Raw genomic sequence first — 20,699 nt, forward strand, 5'->3', positions numbered from 1 at the left:
GTGCGAAGGAAAGAGGGTCCAGGTCGATGTGACGGGCTTGTGAGCAATCAGTCGAAACGGACGGCGAGCATGACCACGTCGTCGGCCGAGCCGCCCCGGCCGGTCACCCCCGCCGGTGCCTCGCCCTCCGCCGGCAGCACGGCCCGCAGCACGTGGTCCACGACCGCGCCCGGGTCGTCCCGTACCGCCTCCGGCACACTCGCGGCCGCCGCGTGCAGGCGGGCGAAGGCCAGGTCCATGGGCTCGCCGGTCCGCCGCAGCAGCCCGTCGGTGTACAGCAGCACCGTTTCTCCTGGCTCAGGAGAAAGCTCCACGCTCGGCGCCTCCCAGCACGACAGCATCCCCAGCGGCGCCGAGAGCGACGTCTCGACGAACTCGGTGCGCCCGGCCCCCACGATCAGCGGCGGGGCGTGCCCGGCCCCGGCCAGCACGACCGAGCCCCGCGCGGGTTCGGCGTACGCGAAGAGCGCGGTCGCCGTGCGGGCCGGCTCGGTGAGCCGCAACAGCAGTTCCAGATCGGACAGTACGGCGACGGGGTCCTCGCCCTCCATCACCGCGTACGCCCGCAGCGAGGCCCGCAGCCGCCCCATCGCGGCGACCGCGCTCGGCCCGGAGCCGCTCACCGACCCGACGGACAGCCCCACCGCGCCCTCGGGCAGCGGCAGCGCGTCGTACCAGTCACCTCCGCCGTGCGGCCCCGTGCGGTGGCGCGCCGCGAGCCGGACGCCGTGGACACGGGGGAGCCGGCCGGGGAGCAGCTCGTCGGTGAGGGTGGCGGTACGGGCGCGGGTGCGTTCCAGCTCCAGGAGGAGGGCGAGGTGCTCGCTCGCGTAGCGCGCGTAGAGGGCGACGAGGTGGCGTTGCCGTTCTGCCGGTTCGGCGGGCTCGTCGTAGAACCAGACGGCGGCGCCGAGCCGCGTCCCGCAGGCAGTCCCGGCCGTCGCCTTGGCCGCCGTCCCGCCCGCCGTCCCCAGCGGTACGGCGTAACTCGCCGCGTACCCCAGCCGCGCCGCCACCTCGCGCTGCCGGGGATCCAGCTCCGTGTCGCCGAGCAGGTCGGGGGCGGCGACGGGTTCGGCGGGGCCCGCGCCACGGTCGAGGAGCCGGCCGTACGACGTGGCGCAGCGCGGCACCGTCTCCAGGTGCCCCAGTTCGGCGTGCGCCAGCCCCAGGCCGCGCGTGCTCGCCGGGCCGAGGCCGTCGGCCGGTTCGAACACGGCCAGGCCGCGGCGGGCGCCGACGAGGGCGGCGCCCGCGCGCAGGATCTCGCTCAGCGCGTCGTCCAGCGATCCGGTGCCCGCCAAGCGCTCGATCAGCTCGTGCAGGGTGGTGAGATCGGACACCCAGCCGGCCAGCCGGTCCTGGAGCAGCAGCCCCGGCGGCGGCGTGAGGTCGTCGAGCGGTGCGGCAGTCTGCGCGGGGGCGGAAGTCGATGGATCGATTCCGGCCACTTTCGGCAGGTTCGGAGCGCTCATGGCAACCGGCTTACCCGCCGGTACGCGTCGCGCGTTCCGTGCAATAGCATCGCAAACCCCCATGTCATTCTGCGCAGCTATCCATGCGTCCACATCTACACGCAGAACTGCGGCAATGTCCAGCATTGCCCTGGTGGGGCGGCCGCTAACTCGCCCGCGTCGAACTTGGCGAAAAAATGACCCCCCTGATCAGGTTTTGCGATCGACTGGGCGAGTTCAACCTGGGGGATCTGCCGGGGCTGAGTTCACCTACGGTCCAGGTGGAGCGTCATTCCGAACGTGATGGGTACGTAAACGGTGACGGGCAGGGGCAGTTGGGACCGCCCCGGAACCTGCCAGCGGGCCCCGGCGTCTTGTCCGCCGTAGGCCGCGCACCCCATCCCCTCGGAGTGGCGAGGAAAGTACGGAGTACAGCGGGAGAGCAAGCGCGATGCGCACGCCACCCCTCGCCACACGTTCAATGAGGACAGTCCGACAGCCCGACGGCCCGACAGGTCGTGCCCGGCCCGGAGACGCAGTCACGCGCCGCAGGCCAGGAACGTCCGTCCGTGCCCCCGGGTACGGCGCGGCACAGCGCGGCGAAGCGTCGAACGCACAGCGACAGCTACAGCGAATGCACGCACAGCGGATACGCACAGCGAAGTGATGCACACACATGGTGTCAGTGTCATGTGGACCTCGGCGTTCAACGGAAAGGAACGAGCGCTCATGCGCGAGATCCTCGGAAGGCGACGCAGGCTCCGGTTCCGGCGCAAGGGGAGGCCTGCCCAGCTCGACGCGGCCCTCACCTACGCCTCCGCGTGGAGATGGCCCGTCCTGCCGGGCGCCGGGCTGACGGCGGCCGGCGCGAGCGGGACACGCGGTTACGGCTGCGCCTGCCCCGACCCGGACTGCGCCGTACCAGGCGCACACCCCTTCGACCCAGGACTCCTGGCGGCCACCACCGACGCGCGCATGGTGCGCTGGTGGTGGGGCAACCGCCCGACGGCCCCGATCGTGCTGGCCACCGGCGACAGCGCCCCGTGCGCGGTGAGCCTGCCGGCCGTGGCGGGCGCGCGCGCCCTGGTGGAGCTCGACCGGATGGGCATGCGGCTCGGCCCGGTCGTGGCGACGCCCACGCGGTGGTCGCTGCTGGTGTCCCCGTACACCCTCGAACAGCTCGGGGAGCTGCTCTACGCGAAGGACTGGGTGCCCAGTTCGCTGCGGTTCCACGGCTCGGGCGGCTATCTCGTGCTGCCCCCGTCCGAGGCGGCCGGCGGGCAGGTCCGCTGGGAGCGGGCACCCCTGCCCGGCTCGGCGGCGCCATGGCTGCCGGACGTGGAGGCGGTCGTGGACGCGCTGGTCGAGGCGAGCACGAGCGCACCGGACGGCGGGAGCCGGCTCGCGTACTGAACGGCGAGCGGTGTACGGCGAGCGGTTCAGCGGGTGACCGGTCGACCGGTTGATGAGCGGTACGGCGGTGGCGCGCCCCTCACATGGGGGCGCGCCACCGCCGTTTCCCGTACGTCCGCACTCCACTCCTTGTCGCTTGTCACTCGTACGGGTGTGAGGCGGCCCGAGAAGTGGGGAATTGGGCGCGCGGTGCCGCCGAGTGGCCCATTTCGCCGATATCTTTCGGCGGTCCGTCAGGAATTTCCCCACATCGGCAGGTGGCCCCCATGAATCTGCGTGTCATCGGGCTCACGGCCGTTGTGGTGTGTACGGCGCTGCTGCCGTTCGCCGCCTCCGCGGGGCCCGGTTCGGGTCCTTCCGGCTCCTCCGACCCGGGGCCGCTCGGGCTTCCCGTACCCCTCCCGCTCCCGCCCCCGGGCCGTGCCCCGGCTCAGGCTCCGGCCCCGCTTTCCGCCCCGGAGGCGTCACATCTGACCGGAATCGATGGGTCGGCGGCGGTCGACGAGCGGCCGGCCGCGGCGGGCGGCGCCCCGGTGCGTACGGCCGAGCGGTGCGGCCCCGAAGTCGCCTCCCCGGAGGGGATCGAGGCCCAGTCGTGCGTCCTCACCGGGGGGCGCGACACGTGGGCGCGCACCTACTACCGCAACGCGACGGGGCGCGAACTGAGCGCCGTACTGAGCCTGATGGGCCCCCGCGGGCGGACCGTACAGACGCACTGCGCGGTGGCGGCGGAGGACGAGCCGGCCACCTGTGAAACCCCTCGTGAACCGTCCGCGGGAGGGGCCTCGCGGTACCTGGCGATGGCGGAGTTCGCGGCTGCCGCCGAGGACGGCGCGGAGGGTGCGAAGAGCGCGGGCGGGGCGGCGCTGTTGTTGCGGTCGGGGAGCAACTCCCCCAGCCCCGGGGGCCGTTGAGCGACAGGCCCGGTCCGGTCACGCGAACGCCCGGCCGCTGGCGACGGGGGATGCACCAGCGACCGGGCTTCTAGAACCGTAACAAGAGATCGGCGGTTAGCAAATTCGATCCGGTGTATTCGGACAATGAAATACCTGCCGGTAGGGGCGATGTGACAGGAGTCACCGCCTCCGCCCAAAACACCGCGTCAGTACGTCGTCAGTGGTACGGGGAGATCGCGTCAGCGGTACGGAGAGGGTGCGGAGAGGGCGCCCGTCGGCGGCCCGCCCCGCCCCGTCCGTCAGCTCAGCGTCACCTGGCGGTTGGTGAGCCCGCCGCGCGCCCGGCGCTCGTCCCCGGTCAGCGGCGCGTCGACGGCGAGCGCCGCGGTCAGCCGCTCGGCGAACGCGGTGGCGGGCTTCTCGCACGCCTCCGCGCCCATCTCGCTCGGCAGGTCCCAGACCGGCACGGTCAGCCCGTGCGCCCGGAACGAACCGACCAGCCGGGTGCCCTCACCGAGGTCCGACGTCCCGGCCGCGTGCAGCCGGGCGAGCGCGTCGAGGAGCTTCTCCTCGGGGTACGGCATGACCCAGCGCAGGTGGTTCTTGGTGGGCGTCTCGCACCAGTACGCGGCGTCCGAGTGCGCGAGCAGGACGGTCGGGATCGCGGCCTCGTTGGCGCGCTCCAAGGAGGCGGTCACCTCGGCGGTGGCGTTCTCCGCGTCCGGCACCCAGAACTCGAAGCCGGAGTGCACCACCGGGTTGAAGTCCGCCGCGGGGTCCAGGAGGTCTTGGAGCCGCGGGCCGTCGGCGGGCGCCCGCTCGGAGGCGACGGGCGAACCGGGCTCGGCGGTCAGCGCACGCCGGAGCGTGTCGGCGAGGTCGCGGCTGAGGTCGCCGGACGAGGTGTCGTTCTGGAGCGCGAGCAGGACGGAGCCGTCGTCGCGGCGCAGGGCCGGCCAGGCCATCGGCAGGACGGTGGTGAGCGTCACGGACGGTACGCCGTCGGGCAGGCCGTCCCTCAGGGTCAGTTCGACGGTCGCGGCGGGCACCAGCTCGCGCAGCGCGACCCAGTCGCACTCACCGGCGAGGCCCTCGAAGGGGCGCTGCACCAGCTCGGTCACGGCGTGGGCGGCGGAGCGGCCGTGGCAGGCCTTGTAGCGGCGGCCGGACGCGCACGGGCAGGGCTCGCGGGGCCCCACCACCGGAACCGGTCCGTCCTTGAGCTGCGCCGTGCTGGCCTTGGTCTGGGGGCGCTTCTTGGCCATGGTGTGGCTTTCTCCCGGTAGCGGCGGTGCGGTGTCGGCGCGAGCCTAGTCGTACGGGCCGGGGGCGTGGGGCCGCCGTACAGGTGTACGTACGGTTCCGGCGCCCGCCGAGAGGTCTCCGCGCCCCTGGGACTCAGCCTCCCCCCCCGGGCGCTCAGCCCAGTTCGTCGAACGCGTCCACGAAGCCGTCCGCGAAGCCCAGGTCCCCGACGTCGAGCGCCGGCCCGGTGACGCGCGTAGCGAAATCGTCGCGGCGGTGGCCTTCGGTGACGAGCACCCACACCGTCACCTCGCCGGACGCGCTGTCCCGTACCCCCCAGTCCTGGGCCAGCGCGCTGATGATGTTGAGCCCGCGCCCCCCGCGTGCCGTCACCGACGGCGTGGACGGAACGGGCCGCGTTGGACCGCCGCCGTCCGTCACCTCGACCGTCAGCCGGCCCGCCTTGTCGACGCGCCAGGCCGCGCGGACGTCCCCGTCGCCTATGTCCGAGCGCCCCAGCGGCCTGCCGTGCCGGCAGGCGTTGCTGAGCAGCTCCGAAAGAATGAGGATCGCGTCGTCCACGACGGTGTCCGACAGCCCGTTGTGCCTCAACTGCTCGCGCATCCGGCGCCGTGCCGCCCCCACGCCCGCAGGACCGTGGGGTACGGCCATGCTCGACGACGTGGGCGCCTGTTGTGCCACCAAAACCGTCACCCCCGAGACCTCCTTAGCCCCACGCCACGATGTGAATGCCCCATTGGCCTGGACCGGAAACCGGCCACAGGAGAGCCTTTGACGCACTCATGACGCTCGAGCACAGTTCGAGCGCGCCGGTGCACTCCCCGTGAGGTTCCCGAGCCCTCTCGCTCCGTGGGCGCACCCTCGGTGAGGGAGGTGCCGGGAGATCCCGGAAGATCTCAGACAGGGCGGCCCAACTGGGACAGGACCTGTTTGGGCCGGTTGGTGATGATGGCCTCGACTCCGAGGCGTACGCACAGGTCGACGTCTTCCGGCTCATTCACCGTCCATACGTGGACACGGTGGCCCGCCCTGTGCAGGCGGGCGATGTAGCCGGGGTGGTTGCGGACGATACGGATGCCGGGCCCCGCGATCCGCGAGCCGGCCGGCAGCCGTCCGTCGCGGAGCAGGGGGGAGACGAACTGCATCAGGTAGACGGTCGGCAGTTGGGGGGCGGCGGAGGCGATGCGGTGGAGCGAGCGGGCGGAGAAGCTCATGATCCGTACGGCGGACTCGTGGAGCTCCACCCCGCCCCGCACCACCCCGCCAGGCCCGACCCTGCCCGCGCCCGGTGCCCCTGCGCCTACTCCCGACCCCCCTGCGCCCGCCCCCGGCCCCGGGGTCGGACGGTCCAGGCCGAAGCGCCGCAGCAGTTCGAGCAGGCGCTCCTCCACCTGACCGGCCCAGCGGGTGGGGTGCTTCGTCTCGATGGCCAGCTGGATGGGACGCCCGGCGTCCGCGACCAGTTCGAGCAGCCGCTCCAGCGTCAGTACGGAGGTGAGGTCGCGGTCCCGCCAGTCCGGGCTCTCCTCGCTGTCCCGCCACGAGCCGAAGTCGAGCGTGGCGAGGTCGGCGAGCTCCAGGGCGGAGACGGCGCCGCGTCCGTTGGACGTACGGTTCACGCGGCGGTCGTGGACACAGACCAGATGGCCGTCGGCCGTGAGCCGTACGTCGCACTCCAGGGCGTCGGCGCCGTCCTCGATGGCCTTGGTGTACGCGGCGAGGGTGTGCTCGGGGGCGTCCTCCGAGGCTCCGCGGTGTGCGACGACCTGAATACTGTGTTGGCGAGCTTGAGTCACCGCGTCATGGTGCCATCGCCCCGGGGTAGGCGGGTGAACGGCGGGGGCACCCCGGCCGGTCGGCCAGAGGTGCAGGCGTTTTGTCCGTAATAAAGAATGCTGGTACGACGCACAGCTCCTGCTTACAGTGGCCTGACGTGCCGTGGGAAAAGCTGTGCGCAGAAACTTGTGTGCGAACCGTACGGAACTCATGCCGACGACTGACGTGGAACCGAGGAGAAAGAGCTGTGAGCACCGAGAACGAGGGCACTGGGGCCTCAGGCGCCCCGTCCGTACCTCCCGTGCCGGATGCCGCTCCTGAGGGCACACCCGCGTCCACACCCCCGGCCCCCGAACCCCAGCAGCCCGCGCACCAGCCGTCGGCCGGCGACTACCCGCCGCCGGGCCAGGCTCCCGCCCCGGGCGGTTACCCGGCCCCGGGCCAGACTCCCCCGGGGGCTGTCCCGCCCGGCCCGTCGGGCCCGTCCGGCCATCCGGCGGACGCCCCGACCTCGGCGCAGCCCGTGGTGGGCGCTTCCTGGCCGCCGCCCCCGCCGGTGCTGCCCTCCTACGGAAGCGAAGGTTCTTACGGAGGCGACGCTTCGTACGGAAGCGGTGGCTCGTACGGAAGCGGCGGCGGCCCCGAGTGGGGCAGCCCGGAGCCGGCGCGGTCCAGGCCCGGCGGCAAGCGCCTGGGTCTGTTCGTCGCGGCGATGGCCGTGGTCGCCCTGGTCGCGGGCGGGCTCGGTGGCGGCCTCGGCTACCAGATCGCGAAGGGCGACGACGACGGCGGCAGCTCGACGACGGTCTCGGCGGCGGAGGCCCCGAAGGACTTCGCCCGCGCGGCCGACACGGTCGCGGCGGTGGCCGGCAAGTCGCTGCCGAGCGTGGTGACCATCGAGGCCAAGGGCGGCGACGGCGAGGGCGGTACGGGCACCGGCTTCGTCTACGACAAGCAGGGCCACATCCTCACCAACAACCACGTGGTGGCGTCCGCGGCCGAGGGCGGCGACCTCACGGCGACGTTCTCGAACGGCAAGAAGTACACGGCCGAGGTCGTCGGCCGCGCCGAGGGCTACGACGTGGCCGTGGTGAAGCTGAAGAACGCGCCCTCGGGTCTCAACCCGCTGCCGCTCGCCGACTCGGACGCGGTCGCCGTCGGCGACTCGACGATCGCGATCGGCGCCCCCTTCGGCCTCTCGAACACCGTCACCACCGGCATCATCAGCGCCAAGAACCGCCCGGTCGCGTCCGGCGACGGCACGGGCAGCAGCAACTCGTACATGAGCGCCCTCCAGACCGACGCGTCCATCAACCCCGGCAACTCCGGCGGCCCCCTGCTGGACGCCGGCGGCGCGGTCATCGGCATGAACTCCGCCATCCAGCCCTCGGGCAGCGGCGGTACGGGCCAGGGCCAGGCGGGCTCCATCGGCCTCGGCTTCGCCATCCCGATCAACCAGGCGAAGAACGTGGCCGAGCAGCTCATCAAGACCGGCACCCCGGTCTACCCGGTCATCGGCGCCACGGTCACGATGACGGAGGGCGGCACCGGCGCCACCATCTCGGCGGACGGCGAGGGCGGCACCCCGGCGGTCACCCCGGACGGCCCGGCGGCGAAGGCCGGCCTGAAGGCGGGCGACGTCATCACCAAGTTCAACGACACGGCGATCGACAGCGGCCCGACCCTGATCAGCGAGATCTGGACCCACAAGCCGGGCGACAAGGTCACGCTGACGTACAAGCGCGCCGGCAAGGAGTCCACGGTCCAGGTGACCCTGGGCGAACGCAAGGGCGAAAGCTGACCCCCCTCCCCACCCCACTCGGTCCCCCCACCGGACCCCCCGCCCGGTAAGCTGTCCCCGCTCCCGAGCAACGATCCCGGAGCAAAGGTGGGTTGCCCGAGCGGCCTAAGGGAACGGTCTTGAAAACCGTCGTGGCAGCGATGTCACCGTGGGTTCAAATCCCACACCCACCGCGCAGGTCAGCGCAGACGCTGGTCAGTAGGGGTGCCTCTCGTCGAGGGGCACCCCTACTGCGTTCAACGCGTCTCACCCCGCCTCGCCGGTTTCCCACTCTTGACAGGTTTCGGGGAGCGCGGTCTACCCCGAGAACATGAGGTAGTCACAGGCAAGTTAGCCAAACCGGCACTCCAACCCCACCTATTGCGAGACTATCGTGGGATGAATCGCTATGACCTGACCCGGATGGGCCCCCACGAGTTTCAGCGTCTCGCACAAGCACTGCTCCTCGCAGAGTTCGGCTCTCAGATCCAGATCCATGGGATGGGCCCTGATGGAGGCCGGGATGCAAGCACAAGAAGCGACTTGCACGTCTCGCCGACCAACCCGCCCTGGTCTGGCTTTACAGTATTTCAAGTAAAGCACAAGGAAGAGCTTACCAGGCGTACGGCTGATGCTCAGTGGCTACTTAAAGAGCTAAAGGCGGAAGTTGCCTCCTGGTTAAAGCGGACAGAAAAGCCCAGACAGCTTCTCGTGATAACGAATGTAGTACTTACGCCCGCCCAAGGGGGTGGCGAGGAATTGATCACCCAGTATATCGAATCGATCGCCCCATCCTTGAATCTTCATGATTCGGACATATGGCACGCGGAAAAGATCTGTCGACTACTGGATTTGCACACCTCGGTTAGGCAAAGGTTTCTGGGATCAGTAATGGGTGACCTGCTGACCACCCTAACCGAATCTATTTCGGAAACCGAGACAGAAATTAGCGACGCCGTATCTGGCCACCTAGCAAAAGTGTTTAAGGCAGAAAGATACGCGGAGCTAGACCAGGGTGGTGGAGTAGATGACCGAAAGGTACCCCTGGCACGTGTCTTTGTGGATGTTCCCTATGTAGGGAACAGTGAAGAGGACCTTCTCCTGTTTGATGAGAGAACGGGAGAAAAGTCGGCCAGCGCGGCGACGATCATCCAACTACTTGATCAGCATGCTACTCCGATTGACAGATCTCAGCAGCCTTCGCGTGGTCGCATTCTGGTTATCGGTGGGCCGGGACAGGGGAAAAGCACTTTGGGTCGCTTCATCTGTCAGATCTATCGCTCCGAACTATTGGATAGGCACAAGTACCTCAGTGTGCAGCCCGAAATAGCTTCAGAGGTGAGTCGCACCCGCGCGATTTGCGCGGAGGAGGAAATCACCCTACCCACCTCCTTGCGATTCCCAGTGTTTGTATCGTTGCCCAAATTTGCGAACTATCTAGCTGCTCACCCGACTGCATCTTTGATGTCTTTCATTGCTGAAAGAGTGGGCGATGGGGCAACGGTTGCAACGATGAGGCGTTGGTTGCGAAAATACCCCTGGCTACTAGTTCTTGACGGCCTCGACGAAGTACCAAGTACGGCAAATCGTGAACCAGTTATGGACGCCGTAAGTTCGTTTAATGATTCAGCAGATGCTTGCGGGGCGGATCTGGCGATACTTGCAACTAGCAGACCGCAGGGTTACAAGGGGGAGTTCGCATCCTTCGCCACGATGTTCCTATCTCAATTGCATAATGAGCAGGTGCTTCGTTATTCACGTAGACTGACTTCCATCCGCCACGGCGAAGGCAGCGATAAGGCTATAGAGATTATGCAGCGCGTGGAAAGAGCCGCCCGACTGTCGGAAACGGCACGTTTGATGACAACGCCGCTGCAAGTGACAATCTTGGTTCTGCTTTTGTCGCGATCTAGTGTTGCCCCAAGCCAGAGATATGTATTGTTTTCCAATTACTACCAAGTCATATACGCACGCGAGCTGGAAAAGGATACACCGCATGTAGCCACACTGGACCGGTACAGAGGATTCATCGATCTACTGCACTGGCGTATCGGATTTCGCCTGCAGTGCGAGGCGGCGATAGCTTCTCACACAGAGTCCTCGCTTACACGAGAGGATATGCAGCTAGAGCTGGAGGACATCCTCGACGGAGAAGGGTACGAGGATAGTGAAAGAACCCTTCTTGTTTCGCAGATAATGAATGCAGCAACGGAACGCCTAGTATTTCTCGTCGCCAGCACCTCGGAGCGGATGGGCTTCGAATTGCGTAGCCTCCAAGAATTTTGCGCCGCAAACGGCGCACTCGAAGGCAATGACGAGATGGTCTACGAAAGGCTCACGTCGATCGTCTGCAGTGATCATTGGCGAAACACACTTCTACTCGCGAGTGGTGCGATTTTCTCTACGAATGGCGCCCGCCGTGACATGGTAACGGCCATATGCAATGAGCTTAACGCTGGGGATGTTCCAGAATTCGCTGGTTCCGACGGCACGCTGATGGGTTCACGCCTGGCTATCGACATTCTGGCGGATAGGGTTGCCGACACGGCGCCACGCCATCAAAGGATGCTAACTGAAACCGCCATTGCCTTCATCGGGGCGGCTGGAGCCGATTCTTTGTCGAAGCTCTCGGCAGTAGATTTCACTGATGCAGCCGCGAGAAAAAAATTCACAGAAGCGGTTAATCGCGCATCCACGTCCGGGAACTTTTTCGATCGGCTAGGAGCTATTCTCTCAATCTCGGCTGAAGGCCATGCAAATAGCAGAGATGCGTACCGACGAGTGCGCGAAATACTGGATAGAGATGAGGGGGATGCCCGAGTTCGGTTGATGCAATTGGGACTCGGTATCGATCCTGGGCGCAGTGCCATGACTCGAATCTTTCTAGAGGATCTGCCATCTTTGACTCCTGCTACGGCAAAGCCTCTGCTCATTCGGGCGCACCATCCATCTTTTATGGTAACTGAGGAATGGCACGAGAGCGCTCCCCCAGTCACACGTTTGGCCATGAGCCTCACGAACTATGTGCGAAATCTTCCGGTTAGGAAGAGCACAGGAAATAAGTGCAGGCTGGCTGTATTTTATATCAGGACACCTAATATACCGTCTGACTGGCTGGCAGAAACGGCTGAAATTGCCGCGAGCCTTGACGATGCCGGCAAGTGGGATTTTCTTCGCCTAGCAGTTTTGTTCGCCCATGAGCCTAGCCATGAAAGCTGGAGCCGTGCTATCGCCGCACTGGCATCCGCAAATACAGAAGATGTCAGTGCTTGGTGGCAGGCGCTTCCCTGGCCCCTCGCTCTTTGGTGGGAGCAAGGCCGGCCACCTCTGTCGATTACTGGCAAAACCATCGAGGAGTGGCAAGATGCACAAGAGAGATGGGGTGATGGCGTCGATACCAACGAACTTCTATGCGTCCATCCTGGACTGACTCCGGGAGTCGTAGGCGTACCTACGACTCGCCTGTACTCAATGCCTGAAGAATTCCACTTCAACCAGATGAGGGACATATTCTCGGCTCTGCTGACTCTCCCTGAGGGGCGCTTTAAGGAAGCCCGAATATCCTGGTTCTGGTCAATCCTTGATGATAGCACTCATGGCTACGCACTCCTGAGTTCCCTCCCTGCGTCAGTTGTCGAAAAGATTGCCGCATCCAAAGTTCCTGTGCGTCTCGCCATCAAATTGGCTCTGACTGGAGATGACGAGTACATCGAGCTGGCAAACATTATCGGTAAACGTGCCAAGGTTTTGACCGTGAAGGCGGCAGCTGCTACTACTCCACGCTTCGTAAACCGTATCTACGATGCATGGCTCAGCCAGCCCCAACGTTGGGGCCTCGCAAGACTCCTGCTTCGACTTCCCTCTTTCGGATTCGGCGAGTCGTGGAGCGAGGTCGGGAGCCTTGATTCGAGTACAGTAAACGACTATAGAAAGCGGCTCGCCATCTGGGGCGGAAACTGGGAAGAAAGTGACTTGCGTTCAGTCGCCGACTGTCTAGTCAACTTGGCGACAGGGCACGATACCGCACCGATTGGGTTCTTTAAAAACTTCGTCCAGAGTCGCGGAGGAGCGACTTTGGCAGAGATATTTAAGCGTCGCGAAGACGTGAGATATTTGTCTGTCGTGAACCAACTCCACCATTACTACTCAACGAAGATCGTTCCCATGCAAGGCGCCAATGGGTCCGTGTACGGGTCACAAGAGAAAGATACCCGCGCGCCGGGGACATGATTGTCAGCGACAACTTTCGCCAAAGCGATGGGTGGCCTTCCGATTCGATTGGCAGACAAGGGGCGTGTTCCCATCACGGGAGTGTGGTCGCGGAATCGCCGTGGGCCACCTTGCGCTTCGACTGAATCAAGAGGCAGCGCGGTTCAGTAGTTGTGATGCGGCAGTGGACCAGATGCGGACCGCCGGACGCGGCCACGGGCTCGGAGGGCGTAGAACGAGCACCGCAGGCCAACCATGTCCGGCGGGTGGTGTGGCCTTGGTCGGCCTTCGTTGGCGGGTGGGGGTGTCATTGGAAGAGGTGCGGTTCGGGGGCAGGTTTTCCAGTCGGCGTTCGGTCGGTCTGCCCACCTCCACCAGAGGTGGCCGGCGCCGCACCTCCATAGTGATCGGCAGGAACGGTCGTCGTCGTCCCGGCGGACGAAGACCGACCCGCCCGACTTCAGGGGCTGAGTGCACCGTGGACAGGACAGGGCGTCGCTCACGTGGCGTACTCCGCGTCGGGACTAGCGGTTGATGGGGATCTCATCATCGCGCAGTGCGCGGGCCGGGTCTGGGCGGGTGGGGGTGGTGGTTCAGGAGGTGGTGGTGGGTTTGAGGGTGTTCAGGGGGACGTCGAAGACGAAGCGGGTGTCTTCGGGGCCGCCTGACAGCCACCAGGTGCTCACCGTGGCTACGTCGTCGGTGATTTCTTCGATCGTGCACTCGGTGCTGGTCGGGCACGGGTAGGTCGAGGTCGGCTGTAGGTTTCCGCCGAAGTAGGCCGTCTTGCCGACCAGTTGGTGGGGGCGGTCGTAGATGTCGGCGAACTCGACCAGGATCAGGCCCGGTTGGGGGTCGTCGGTGAGCCAGCAGACCGCGGTGGCGGGGAGTTCGCAGCCGTCGCCCTCGTTCAGAGGTGTTCCCATGGCGGGATTCTAGGCAGCGGGGGTCAGGACTTCTGGGCCTTGTCGTAGACCTTCTTGGCTGTGGCGCCGAAGATCTCGCCGTACATCTTCGTCGGGGTCAGGGAGTCCAGGGACGCGTTGACCGAGATCAGGGTGCCCTTGCCGGTGGTGGTGTTGAAGTTGGCCAGCCAGGGGCCGCCGCTGGAGCCGCCGGTCATGTCGCAGGGGATGGCCTGGGTGCCGTCGGCCTTCTTGGCGACGCCGACGCACTGGAGGAGTTCCTCACCGCGTTGGGGGCGGGTGGCGGAGTAGCCGAGGGCGGAGATGGTGCCGCCGACGGGGCGGTTGAAGGCGATGTCCTGGCCGCCCACGACGTCGGTGAGCTTGCGGCCGTTCTTGTCGGGGTCGACGGCCAGGGTGGACAGGTCGTCCGTGGAGTCGTACACCCAGGTGCGTGGGGTCGCGGCGCTGCGGACCGCGAACGTGCCGTACGGCTTCTTGCCCTTGTGGTAGCCGGGGACGAAGACCATCGCGGTGTTGGTGTTGCCGGGTGAGGACCCCCGGCGTACGCAGTGGGCGGCGGTCATCACGGCCGAGCGGTTGGCGCTCTTCACGGCCGTGGCCGTGCACCAGGTGTCGGCGCCGTTCGCGTTGACGAAGAAGAGCCGGCCGACCGTTTTCAGCGCGACGCCCTTGTAGGGCTTGGCCTTCGGGCCCGTCGGGCCCAGGTCCACCGACTTCCCGACCGCCTTGATGCGGGCCGCCGTCCAGTAGGCGAGGGCCGCCTTGCGTTCCTTGGCGGTGTACGTCAGTACGGACACCGGGTCCGGTGCCGCGGCGGTGGCGGCCGTCGCGGACGCGGGGGCGGGGGCGGACGCGGACGCCGGGGTGGTGAGGGCGGTGACGGTGGTGAGGGTGGCGAGGGCGAGAGCCGTACCCGCTGTGGCGAGACCCCTGGAACGGTCACGAAGATGCCTGGCCAGGGACGTTGTCGTCTGGGGCATGGTGGGGTCTCCTCGGTGATCGGCAGGTTTGAGTGTGGTCCGTAGGAGGGGTGACGCTCTTTGTTCGGTTGCGCTGTTGGTGTGCTGTGACACAAGTGGTGCGGCCTCAGCCCCGGTTCAGTGCCGCGCCGCCCGCGAAGCGGGCCGCGTGACCCAACTCCTCCTCGATGCGGATCAGTTGGTTGTACTTTGCCGTGCGGTCGGAGCGGGAGAGTGAGCCGGTCTTGATCTGGCCGCAGCCCGTCGCCACCGCCAGGTCCGCGATGGTCGTGTCCTCCGTCTCGCCCGAGCGGTGCGACATGACGGCCGTCCAGCCCGCCTCATGGGCCGTGGTCACCGCGGTCAGTGCTTCGGTCAGGGTGCCGATCTGGTTGACCTTGACCAGGACGGAGTTGCCGACGCCGGTACGGATCCCCTCGCGCAGCAGGGTCTCGTTCGTGCAGAACACGTCGTCGCCGGTGAGCTGGCAGCGGTCGCCGACGCGCGCGGTCAGCTCGCGCCAGCCTTCGAGGTCGTTCTCCGCCATGGGGTCCTCGATGGAGATGATCGGGTAGGCGTCGACGAGGGCGGTGAGGTACTCGGCGTGTTCGGCGGGGGTACGGCGGACTCCCTCGCCCGCGTAGTCGTACACCCCGTCCCGGAAGAACTCCGACGACGCCGGGTCCATGAGCAGGCCGATGTCGGTGCCGGGGCGGTATCCGGTGCGTTCGACGGCCGTCATCACGAAGTCGAGCGCCTCTTCGGCGGTACGGAGGGCGGGCGCGAAGCCTCCCTCGTCGCCGACGCCCGTGGAGTGGCCGGCGGCCAGCAGGTCGCGGCGCAGGGTGTGGAAGACCTCGCTGCCCATGCGGACCGCTTCGGCGAAGGAGTCCGCGCCCACCGGCGCGATCATGAACTCCTGGAAGTCCAGCGGATTGTCGGCGTGGGCGCCGCCGTTGACGATGTTCATCATCGGCAGCGGCAGGAGGTGGGCGCCGGGGCCGCCCAGGTAGCGGTACAGCGGCAGGCGGTGGGCCGCCGCGGCGGCCTTGGCGGTGGCGAGCGAGACGCCGAGGATCGCGTTCGCGCCGAGCCGGGACTTCGTGGCGGTGCCGTCGAGGGCGATCAGCGTGGCGTCGAGGCCGGCTTGGTCCGTCGCGTCCCGGCCGCGCACGGCGGCCGCGATCCCCCCGTTGACGTGGGCGACCGCGCGGTCGACGCCCTTGCCGTGCCAGCGCGCGGGGTCGCCGTCGCGCAGTTCGACGGCCTCCCGGGCGCCGGTGGAGGCGCCGGACGGGACAGCCGCCCGCCCCAGGGACCCGTCCGCCAGGACGACGTCGACCTCGACCGTGGGGTTGCCCCGGCTGTCGATGATCCGGCGGGCGGTGACGGTCTGGATGAGGGTGGGGATGGGGGTGTGGGCGGGGGTGGCTGCGTTGGTGGACATGCGAGGTCCTTCGCGTTGTCGTGTGTCGTGGCCCCGGCTGCGACAACGCTGGCGCTGGGCCCGACCAACGCAAACCCTACAGCAATGCTGCACAGCTGTGCTGTTTAGCTCTGCTGTGCAGTTGTGCTGTGTAGTTTCCCGTGCAGGTCAGCACGTGCGCGGGGCCGGGGTCCCGCTGGGTAAAGTGCCCTATGCCCACCCCGGATGCCGCCGCCATCGCCGCCGAACTGCGTACCGCGATGGGCAAGCTCACCCGACGCGTCAAGCACGAGGACCACATCCCGCTGGGGCAGGTCGCGGTGCTGGGCGCGCTCGACCGCAGCGGTGCGATGACCACCAGCGATCTCGCCGCCGACCAGCGCGTGCGCCCGCAGTCGATGGCCCGGGCGGTGGGGCTGCTCATGGAGCAGAACCTGATCACCCGCCGCGCCCACCCCACGGACGGCCGCAAGTCGCTGGTCGAGCTGTCGGACGCGGGCCGCGCCGCCCTCGAAGCGGAGCGCGGCCGCAGGGCCGGCTGGCTCGCGCAGGCCATCGAGGCCGAACTCAGCCCCGAGGAGAGGGAGTTGCTCGCGCGGAGCGCCACCCTCCTGGAGCGGCTCGCCACCCGCTAGCCGGGGCTAACCCCCACACCTCGCCATCGCTGGCCTATTCATTAGGTGGCTAGTAAGCTGAATGTGGTCGGGCGGGGTCACCGCCTGCTCGGACACGGCGACAGGCAGGGGCGCATCGGATGAACGCCGACGAACTGGCACACGGGCTCTTCCGCGTCCTGGAGACCGGGGACCGGTCCCTGGCCGCCTCCGTCGTCGCGGACGACAACCACAACCGCGAGGCCGCCGTCTCGCCCTCCGCCTGCGCGATCCCCGGCCCCGCAGGCGTCCTGGCGTCCGGCGCCTGGATGCGCTTCGCCTTCGACGAGCTGCGCTTCCCGGTCCTCGGGGTCGCCGAGAGCGAGGGGCAGGTGTGGGTCAGGCTGCGGATGCAGGGGCGTCACACGGGCGCGTTCGTACGGTTCCGGGACGGCGCGCTCGACCAGGCCATCCCTCCCACCGGGCAGCGAATCGACTTCGAGCAGGTGCACGTCCTCGGCGTTCGCGACGGCAAGGTCGTCAGCCACGAGGCGGTACGGGACGACGTCACCATGCTCGGCCAGCTCGGGGTGTTCCCCCCGAGCCCGGCCGTGGGGCTGCGCATGGTCGCCTGGCGCCTGTCCGGCCGCGCGGCCCGCGCCGCCGCCGAGGTCTCCGGACAGGCGGACCGGGCGGCGGAGGCCTACCGTTCAGGGGTCGTGGCGAATCAGGCGTGAGTCGTTCGCCCGGCTTCCGTGAGTCATTGGCCCGGCTTCCGTGAGTCGTTCGCCCGGCTTCCGTGATGCGGGCGGCCCCGGACTCGTGAAGTGACCGAGCGGCCCTCGTCGAACGCCCGCGCGCCACACCCTTGAAGGATGCGGCGCCGGTTCGTGTGGCTCGGCCTTCCAGTGGCTCGGCCTTCCGGTGGTCCGGCCGGCGGGCGGTGCCCGGTGCGGTCAGCCTCGCGTCCGGCTGTCGCCGTACGGCGCCCCCGCGGCGGCCCGGTCCGGTCGGGCGTCCGGCAGGCCCGCCCCTACCGACCGGTTCACCTGGACCTCGTCCGACCGGCTCGCCCGTACCGACCGGTCCGCCCCCCGCTCGCGGCTTGTCGCCAGCAGTACCGTCGCGACGACTATCTGTACGCCCAGGACGCCCGCCTGCGTCACCGGTGACTCCACCGTCAGTACGGCCATCGTGGCGTTGAACCCGAGGTGGACCGCGACGGACGCCACGACCCCGGCGCGTTCGTAGGCGTACCCGGTGAGCAGCGCCACCGGGACGACACTCAGCGAGAACATCAGGCCGCTCCAGCTGAACAGCCCCAACTCGGCCTGGACGGTCCCCTCGATGAAGAACAGCGGCAGGTGCCACACCGCCCAGACCGCGCCCAGCAGCCCGCCCGCCCCGACGCGGCCCATGGACGCCCGCAGGCGGGGGTACGCCGTGCCGCGCCAGCCCGGCTCCTCGGCCAGCGGGCCCGCGATCAGCATGCTCACGAAGAACGGCACCGCCCCGCCCATCGTCGCGATCAGCTCCCTGCCCTCCGTGAGGTTCACCCCGGGACCGCCCAGCAGGTTCGCGAGCAGCGCGCCGCCCACGACGGTCGCCGACGCCAGGACCAGCAGGGGCAGGGCCAGGAACGTCCGTACGCCCTGCCGGAACGGCACCGCGCGGGCCGGTACGGGCCCACGCCGGCGGGCACGGCGCGCTCGGACCGCGAGCGCGCCGAACACCGGGCCGAAGCCGCCGAGCAGGTACGGAACGGCCGTGGGCGAGCTGGTCGCTGACCCGCCGAGGGCGATCGCGGTCAGCCAGAAGGCCCAGGTGGTGGCGAAGGTGACCGTGAAGAAGAGCCGAAGCCCGCTCCCGCTCTTTTGCTCGAACATGTCCGTCGCCCCTTCTCCTGCGGCGCTCCCTGCGCCATGTCCATGACGCTACGGAAGGTGACAGCGGCGCACACGGGGCGTACGGCCCGGCCGTGGGGTGGTGCTGGATGTACCCCGGCCGGGCGGGTCGGACCCTGAAGTAGGGCCGGTGGACCGGGCGGTGGACGGGGAGTTGGTGGTCGCCGGGGGAATGGCGCGGCGCGTGACGGCGTGCGCCGAATTCCCGCGTTCTCCGCGCGAGTTCCCGTGCCAGTTCCCGTGCCAGTTCCCGAGCGAGTTCGCGTGCGAGTTCCCGTGACGAGTTGCCGGGGCGTTCCGGTGGCGTGAGCATGGTGGGTGGGGGTGTGTGCCGTGGGGAGAGCGGTGCTTGATCTTTTTCGGCTTGGCCTTGAGGGAAACTCGATGGATTTGATGGATTCGATGGATTCGGCGACAGATTACGTGCGCATCGCGCAGTCCATAACGATCGACGCCTCGCGGGAACGCGTCTTCGACTTCGTGAGCGACTTCCGGAACGACCGGCAGTGGCGCCCCGAGATCAGGCGGGTGGAGCTGCGGGGACCGTTGGTGATCGGTACCCAACTGGTCCAGGACGCCAAGGTGTTCGGCTTCTTTTCGCTCTCGGTGTCGAGCGAGGTGGTCGAATTTGAACCGGGCCGGCGACTGGTCACCCGTACCCCCGCCGATTATGGCGCGCACATCTTCAACGTGCGTGCCGTGGAGGAGCTTTCGGTCGACGTCGTCAGGTTCGTGTACGAGCTCAGCTTCGACAAGGCCGCGGTGAAGAAGGCGCTCAGGGTCGCCTTGCCGGCGGGAGTGGTCTCGACGTTCTACGGTGCGGCTGTTCGGCGATATCTCGGGACCGTCAAGCGCCTGGTCGAGGAAGCCTGAGAGCACCTGAGAGCAGGGGGGACGCGCGTCAGCGGTTGGTGGTGAGGCGGGCGGCCGAGGCGATCGTGGCCCGTGCTTCGTGTGCGGTGAGGCCGGTACGTACCGCCGCCTCGACCAGCGTCTCCGCCAGCGCCTCGCCGAAGCCGTGCTCGTACGCCCGGCACGCCGCCCAGAACAGCCGGGTGTTGCGCTGGCCCTCGTGCGCCGCCAGGACGAACTGCACCAGGCCGTGGCCCTGTGCCGGTCGATTCGTGGCAGGGGACGTGGAGGCGGAGGTGGCGGCGGAGCTGGCGTCGGGGGCGCCCCTGAGCCGCGGGTCAGGGGCGCCCCCGTGGCGCCCCTCCCCCCGGTGCGGGCGGCCCGGCGGCGTCAGCAGTCGCAGCAGCGCGCGCGGGCACGGCGCGGGGGCGAGGCCGGCCGAGCCCGGCGCCAGCCGGTACGCGCCCCGCGCGCTGACCGAGCCGGGACCCATGAGGTAGCCGCCCGCTCCCCGCACGTCGATGCCCGGTGCGAGGCGCCCGGCGGAGTTGGGGACGGTGACGTCCGGCGGGCCCGTCAGCCAGATGTGGCGGCCGCCGCTGGGGGTCAGCACCGTGACGGTCTCCGGGAGCGTGAACAGGTGCTGGAAGGCGATCTGCTGGAGCGCGGTCACCGAGGCCGGGGTGGCTCCGGGGTACGGGTGGTCCGCCCCGCCCGCCGCCCCGCCCCTCGCCCCGCCCGTCGGCGTGACGTCCAGGTCGATGCCGATCAGGTGGTGCGGGGCCCGCCCGCACGCGATGCCGTACCCCGTGGCCCAGGGGGCCGCCGCGAACAGGGCCCTTACGGCCGCGGGGTCGGTCGTCGCGTCGTACACGCCGTGGCCCGGGCGTCCGCACTCGCCGCGGCAGGGGTTCGGCTCCGGCTCGCCCCGGTGCGGTGAGGGCAGGGCCGGGAGCTTGGTGGGGGACAGGGGGATGACGGGGAGCCCGCGCTCGGCGGCGGACAGCGCGTGCGCGAGAGCGGGTGAGGCGGCGTGCCGGGGGGTCGGCCGGGTGGGGCGGTGGGTGGGGCGGGCGGTGGTGGCCATGGGTCTATGTTCGTACAGTTGTTCGAAGAAGGGAAGAGGGAGCCTCGCCGGCCGTGTCGGCGGTGTGAAGGTTCGGGTGCCTGCCGGAACGCTTCGCCTCATGGGGCGCCTGGACTCAGGGGTCGGGTGTCAGGTGATCTGCGGCTTTGGGGGCG

General features: G+C 68.4%; 16 protein-coding genes and 1 tRNA gene. 8 read left to right on the forward strand and 9 right to left on the reverse strand.

The features are described from left to right. Positions 1 to 47: 47 nt before the first annotated feature. Entirely contained in the window at positions 48 to 1,601 is a 1,554-nt protein-coding gene (locus tag HA039_RS17500; RefSeq protein WP_167030585.1) for a PP2C family protein-serine/threonine phosphatase, read from the reverse strand. Positions 1,602 to 2,183: 582 nt separating this feature from the next. Here HA039_RS17500 and HA039_RS17505 point away from each other — a divergent pair. Together HA039_RS17505 and HA039_RS17510 are read left to right on the forward strand one after the other, a co-directional pair. Continuing rightward, positions 2,184 to 2,867: a bifunctional DNA primase/polymerase gene (locus HA039_RS17505; protein ID WP_167030588.1), complete on the forward strand. Its 684-nt coding sequence runs from the start codon at positions 2,184 to 2,186 to the stop codon at positions 2,865 to 2,867. A 266-nt stretch (positions 2,868 to 3,133) separates the two neighbouring features. Then, the gene (locus HA039_RS17510; RefSeq protein ID WP_167030591.1) at positions 3,134 to 3,781 is read left to right on the forward strand and encodes a hypothetical protein; all 648 of its coding nucleotides are present in this window, start codon (positions 3,134 to 3,136) and stop codon (positions 3,779 to 3,781) included. A gap of 281 nt (positions 3,782 to 4,062) precedes the next feature. Here HA039_RS17510 and HA039_RS17515 read toward each other — a convergent pair whose 3' ends face one another. From HA039_RS17515 to HA039_RS17525, 3 genes are all read right to left on the reverse strand, one after another. Further along, positions 4,063 to 5,028 carry a DUF5926 family protein gene (locus HA039_RS17515; RefSeq protein WP_167030594.1) on the reverse strand — a complete coding sequence of 322 codons (966 nt, stop codon included), beginning with the start codon at positions 5,026 to 5,028 and terminating at the stop codon, positions 4,063 to 4,065. A gap of 154 nt (positions 5,029 to 5,182) precedes the next feature. After that, positions 5,183 to 5,809, reverse strand: coding sequence for an ATP-binding protein (locus HA039_RS17520; protein ID WP_167030597.1), 627 nt, complete (start codon positions 5,807 to 5,809; stop codon positions 5,183 to 5,185). Between the two features lie 116 nt (positions 5,810 to 5,925). After that, on the reverse strand, positions 5,926 to 6,825 hold the full coding sequence (locus HA039_RS17525; RefSeq protein ID WP_167030600.1) for a glycerophosphodiester phosphodiesterase family protein: 900 nt from the start codon (positions 6,823 to 6,825) through the stop codon (positions 5,926 to 5,928). 227 nt (positions 6,826 to 7,052) lie between these two features. On the opposite strand from HA039_RS17525, the gene HA039_RS17530 reads away from it, so the two are divergent. The 3 genes from HA039_RS17530 to HA039_RS17540 all read left to right on the forward strand — a co-directional run bounded on the left by HA039_RS17530 (position 7,053) and on the right by HA039_RS17540 (position 12,815). Then, positions 7,053 to 8,606, forward strand: a complete 1,554-nt coding sequence (locus HA039_RS17530; RefSeq protein WP_167030603.1) for a S1C family serine protease — start codon at positions 7,053 to 7,055, stop codon at positions 8,604 to 8,606. 86 nt (positions 8,607 to 8,692) lie between these two features. Next, a tRNA-Ser gene (locus HA039_RS17535) sits at positions 8,693 to 8,779 on the forward strand. A gap of 205 nt (positions 8,780 to 8,984) precedes the next feature. Then, the gene (locus HA039_RS17540) at positions 8,985 to 12,815 is read left to right on the forward strand and encodes an NACHT domain-containing protein (RefSeq protein WP_167030606.1); all 3,831 of its coding nucleotides are present in this window, start codon (positions 8,985 to 8,987) and stop codon (positions 12,813 to 12,815) included. Between the two features lie 572 nt (positions 12,816 to 13,387). Here the strand turns inward: HA039_RS17540 and HA039_RS17545 are convergent. The 3 genes from HA039_RS17545 to eno all read right to left on the reverse strand — a co-directional run bounded on the left by HA039_RS17545 (position 13,388) and on the right by eno (position 16,129). Next, positions 13,388 to 13,720: a hypothetical protein gene (locus HA039_RS17545; RefSeq protein WP_167030609.1), complete on the reverse strand. Its 333-nt coding sequence runs from the start codon at positions 13,718 to 13,720 to the stop codon at positions 13,388 to 13,390. Positions 13,721 to 13,743: 23 nt separating this feature from the next. Then, entirely contained in the window at positions 13,744 to 14,703 is a 960-nt protein-coding gene (locus HA039_RS17550) for a trypsin-like serine peptidase (protein ID WP_208298638.1), read from the reverse strand. A 106-nt stretch (positions 14,704 to 14,809) separates the two neighbouring features. Next, positions 14,810 to 16,129 carry a phosphopyruvate hydratase gene (gene eno / locus HA039_RS17555; protein ID WP_167030615.1) on the reverse strand — a complete coding sequence of 440 codons (1,320 nt, stop codon included), beginning with the start codon at positions 16,127 to 16,129 and terminating at the stop codon, positions 14,810 to 14,812. 191 nt (positions 16,130 to 16,320) lie between these two features. Between eno and HA039_RS17560 the strand changes: the two genes are divergently transcribed. After that, a complete protein-coding gene (locus HA039_RS17560; protein ID WP_167030618.1) occupies positions 16,321 to 16,743 on the forward strand; it encodes a MarR family winged helix-turn-helix transcriptional regulator in 423 nt (140 codons plus the stop codon). 119 nt (positions 16,744 to 16,862) lie between these two features. After that, complete coding sequence (locus HA039_RS17565) at positions 16,863 to 17,438, forward strand: ester cyclase (protein ID WP_167030621.1); 576 nt, start codon at positions 16,863 to 16,865, stop codon at positions 17,436 to 17,438. Positions 17,439 to 17,657: 219 nt separating this feature from the next. Here HA039_RS17565 and HA039_RS17570 read toward each other — a convergent pair whose 3' ends face one another. Further along, a complete protein-coding gene (locus tag HA039_RS17570; protein WP_167030624.1) occupies positions 17,658 to 18,587 on the reverse strand; it encodes a type II CAAX endopeptidase family protein in 930 nt (309 codons plus the stop codon). A 402-nt stretch (positions 18,588 to 18,989) separates the two neighbouring features. Here HA039_RS17570 and HA039_RS17575 point away from each other — a divergent pair, with 402 nt between their 5' ends. Next, entirely contained in the window at positions 18,990 to 19,478 is a 489-nt protein-coding gene (locus HA039_RS17575; protein ID WP_167030627.1) for an SRPBCC family protein, read from the forward strand. Between the two features lie 28 nt (positions 19,479 to 19,506). Here the strand turns inward: HA039_RS17575 and HA039_RS17580 are convergent, their stop codons facing one another. Next, positions 19,507 to 20,544, reverse strand: coding sequence for a bifunctional DNA primase/polymerase (locus HA039_RS17580; RefSeq protein ID WP_167030630.1), 1,038 nt, complete (start codon positions 20,542 to 20,544; stop codon positions 19,507 to 19,509). Positions 20,545 to 20,699 lie beyond the last annotated feature (155 nt).

Source organism: Streptomyces liangshanensis (genome assembly GCF_011694815.1).
GTDB classification, from domain to species: domain Bacteria; phylum Actinomycetota; class Actinomycetes; order Streptomycetales; family Streptomycetaceae; genus Streptomyces; species Streptomyces liangshanensis.

Coding starts and splice junctions, on each gene's coding strand:
- HA039_RS17565 (WP_167030621.1), top strand. CDS start 16,863: ATGAACGCCGACGAACTGGCACACGGGCTCTTCCGCGTCCTGGAGACC.
- HA039_RS17575 (WP_167030627.1), top strand. CDS start 18,990: ATGGATTTGATGGATTCGATGGATTCGGCGACAGATTACGTGCGCATC.
- HA039_RS17515 (WP_167030594.1), bottom strand. CDS start 5,028: ATGGCCAAGAAGCGCCCCCAGACCAAGGCCAGCACGGCGCAGCTCAAG.
- HA039_RS17545 (WP_167030609.1), bottom strand. CDS start 13,720: ATGGGAACACCTCTGAACGAGGGCGACGGCTGCGAACTCCCCGCCACC.
- eno (WP_167030615.1), bottom strand. CDS start 16,129: ATGTCCACCAACGCAGCCACCCCCGCCCACACCCCCATCCCCACCCTC.
- HA039_RS17540 (WP_167030606.1), top strand. CDS start 8,985: ATGAATCGCTATGACCTGACCCGGATGGGCCCCCACGAGTTTCAGCGT.
- HA039_RS17560 (WP_167030618.1), top strand. CDS start 16,321: ATGCCCACCCCGGATGCCGCCGCCATCGCCGCCGAACTGCGTACCGCG.
- HA039_RS17505 (WP_167030588.1), top strand. CDS start 2,184: ATGCGCGAGATCCTCGGAAGGCGACGCAGGCTCCGGTTCCGGCGCAAG.
- HA039_RS17510 (WP_167030591.1), top strand. CDS start 3,134: ATGAATCTGCGTGTCATCGGGCTCACGGCCGTTGTGGTGTGTACGGCG.
- HA039_RS17500 (WP_167030585.1), bottom strand. CDS start 1,601: ATGCTGGACATTGCCGCAGTTCTGCGTGTAGATGTGGACGCATGGATA.
- HA039_RS17580 (WP_167030630.1), bottom strand. CDS start 20,544: ATGGCCACCACCGCCCGCCCCACCCACCGCCCCACCCGGCCGACCCCC.
- HA039_RS17570 (WP_167030624.1), bottom strand. CDS start 18,587: ATGTTCGAGCAAAAGAGCGGGAGCGGGCTTCGGCTCTTCTTCACGGTC.
- HA039_RS17550 (WP_208298638.1), bottom strand. CDS start 14,703: ATGCCCCAGACGACAACGTCCCTGGCCAGGCATCTTCGTGACCGTTCC.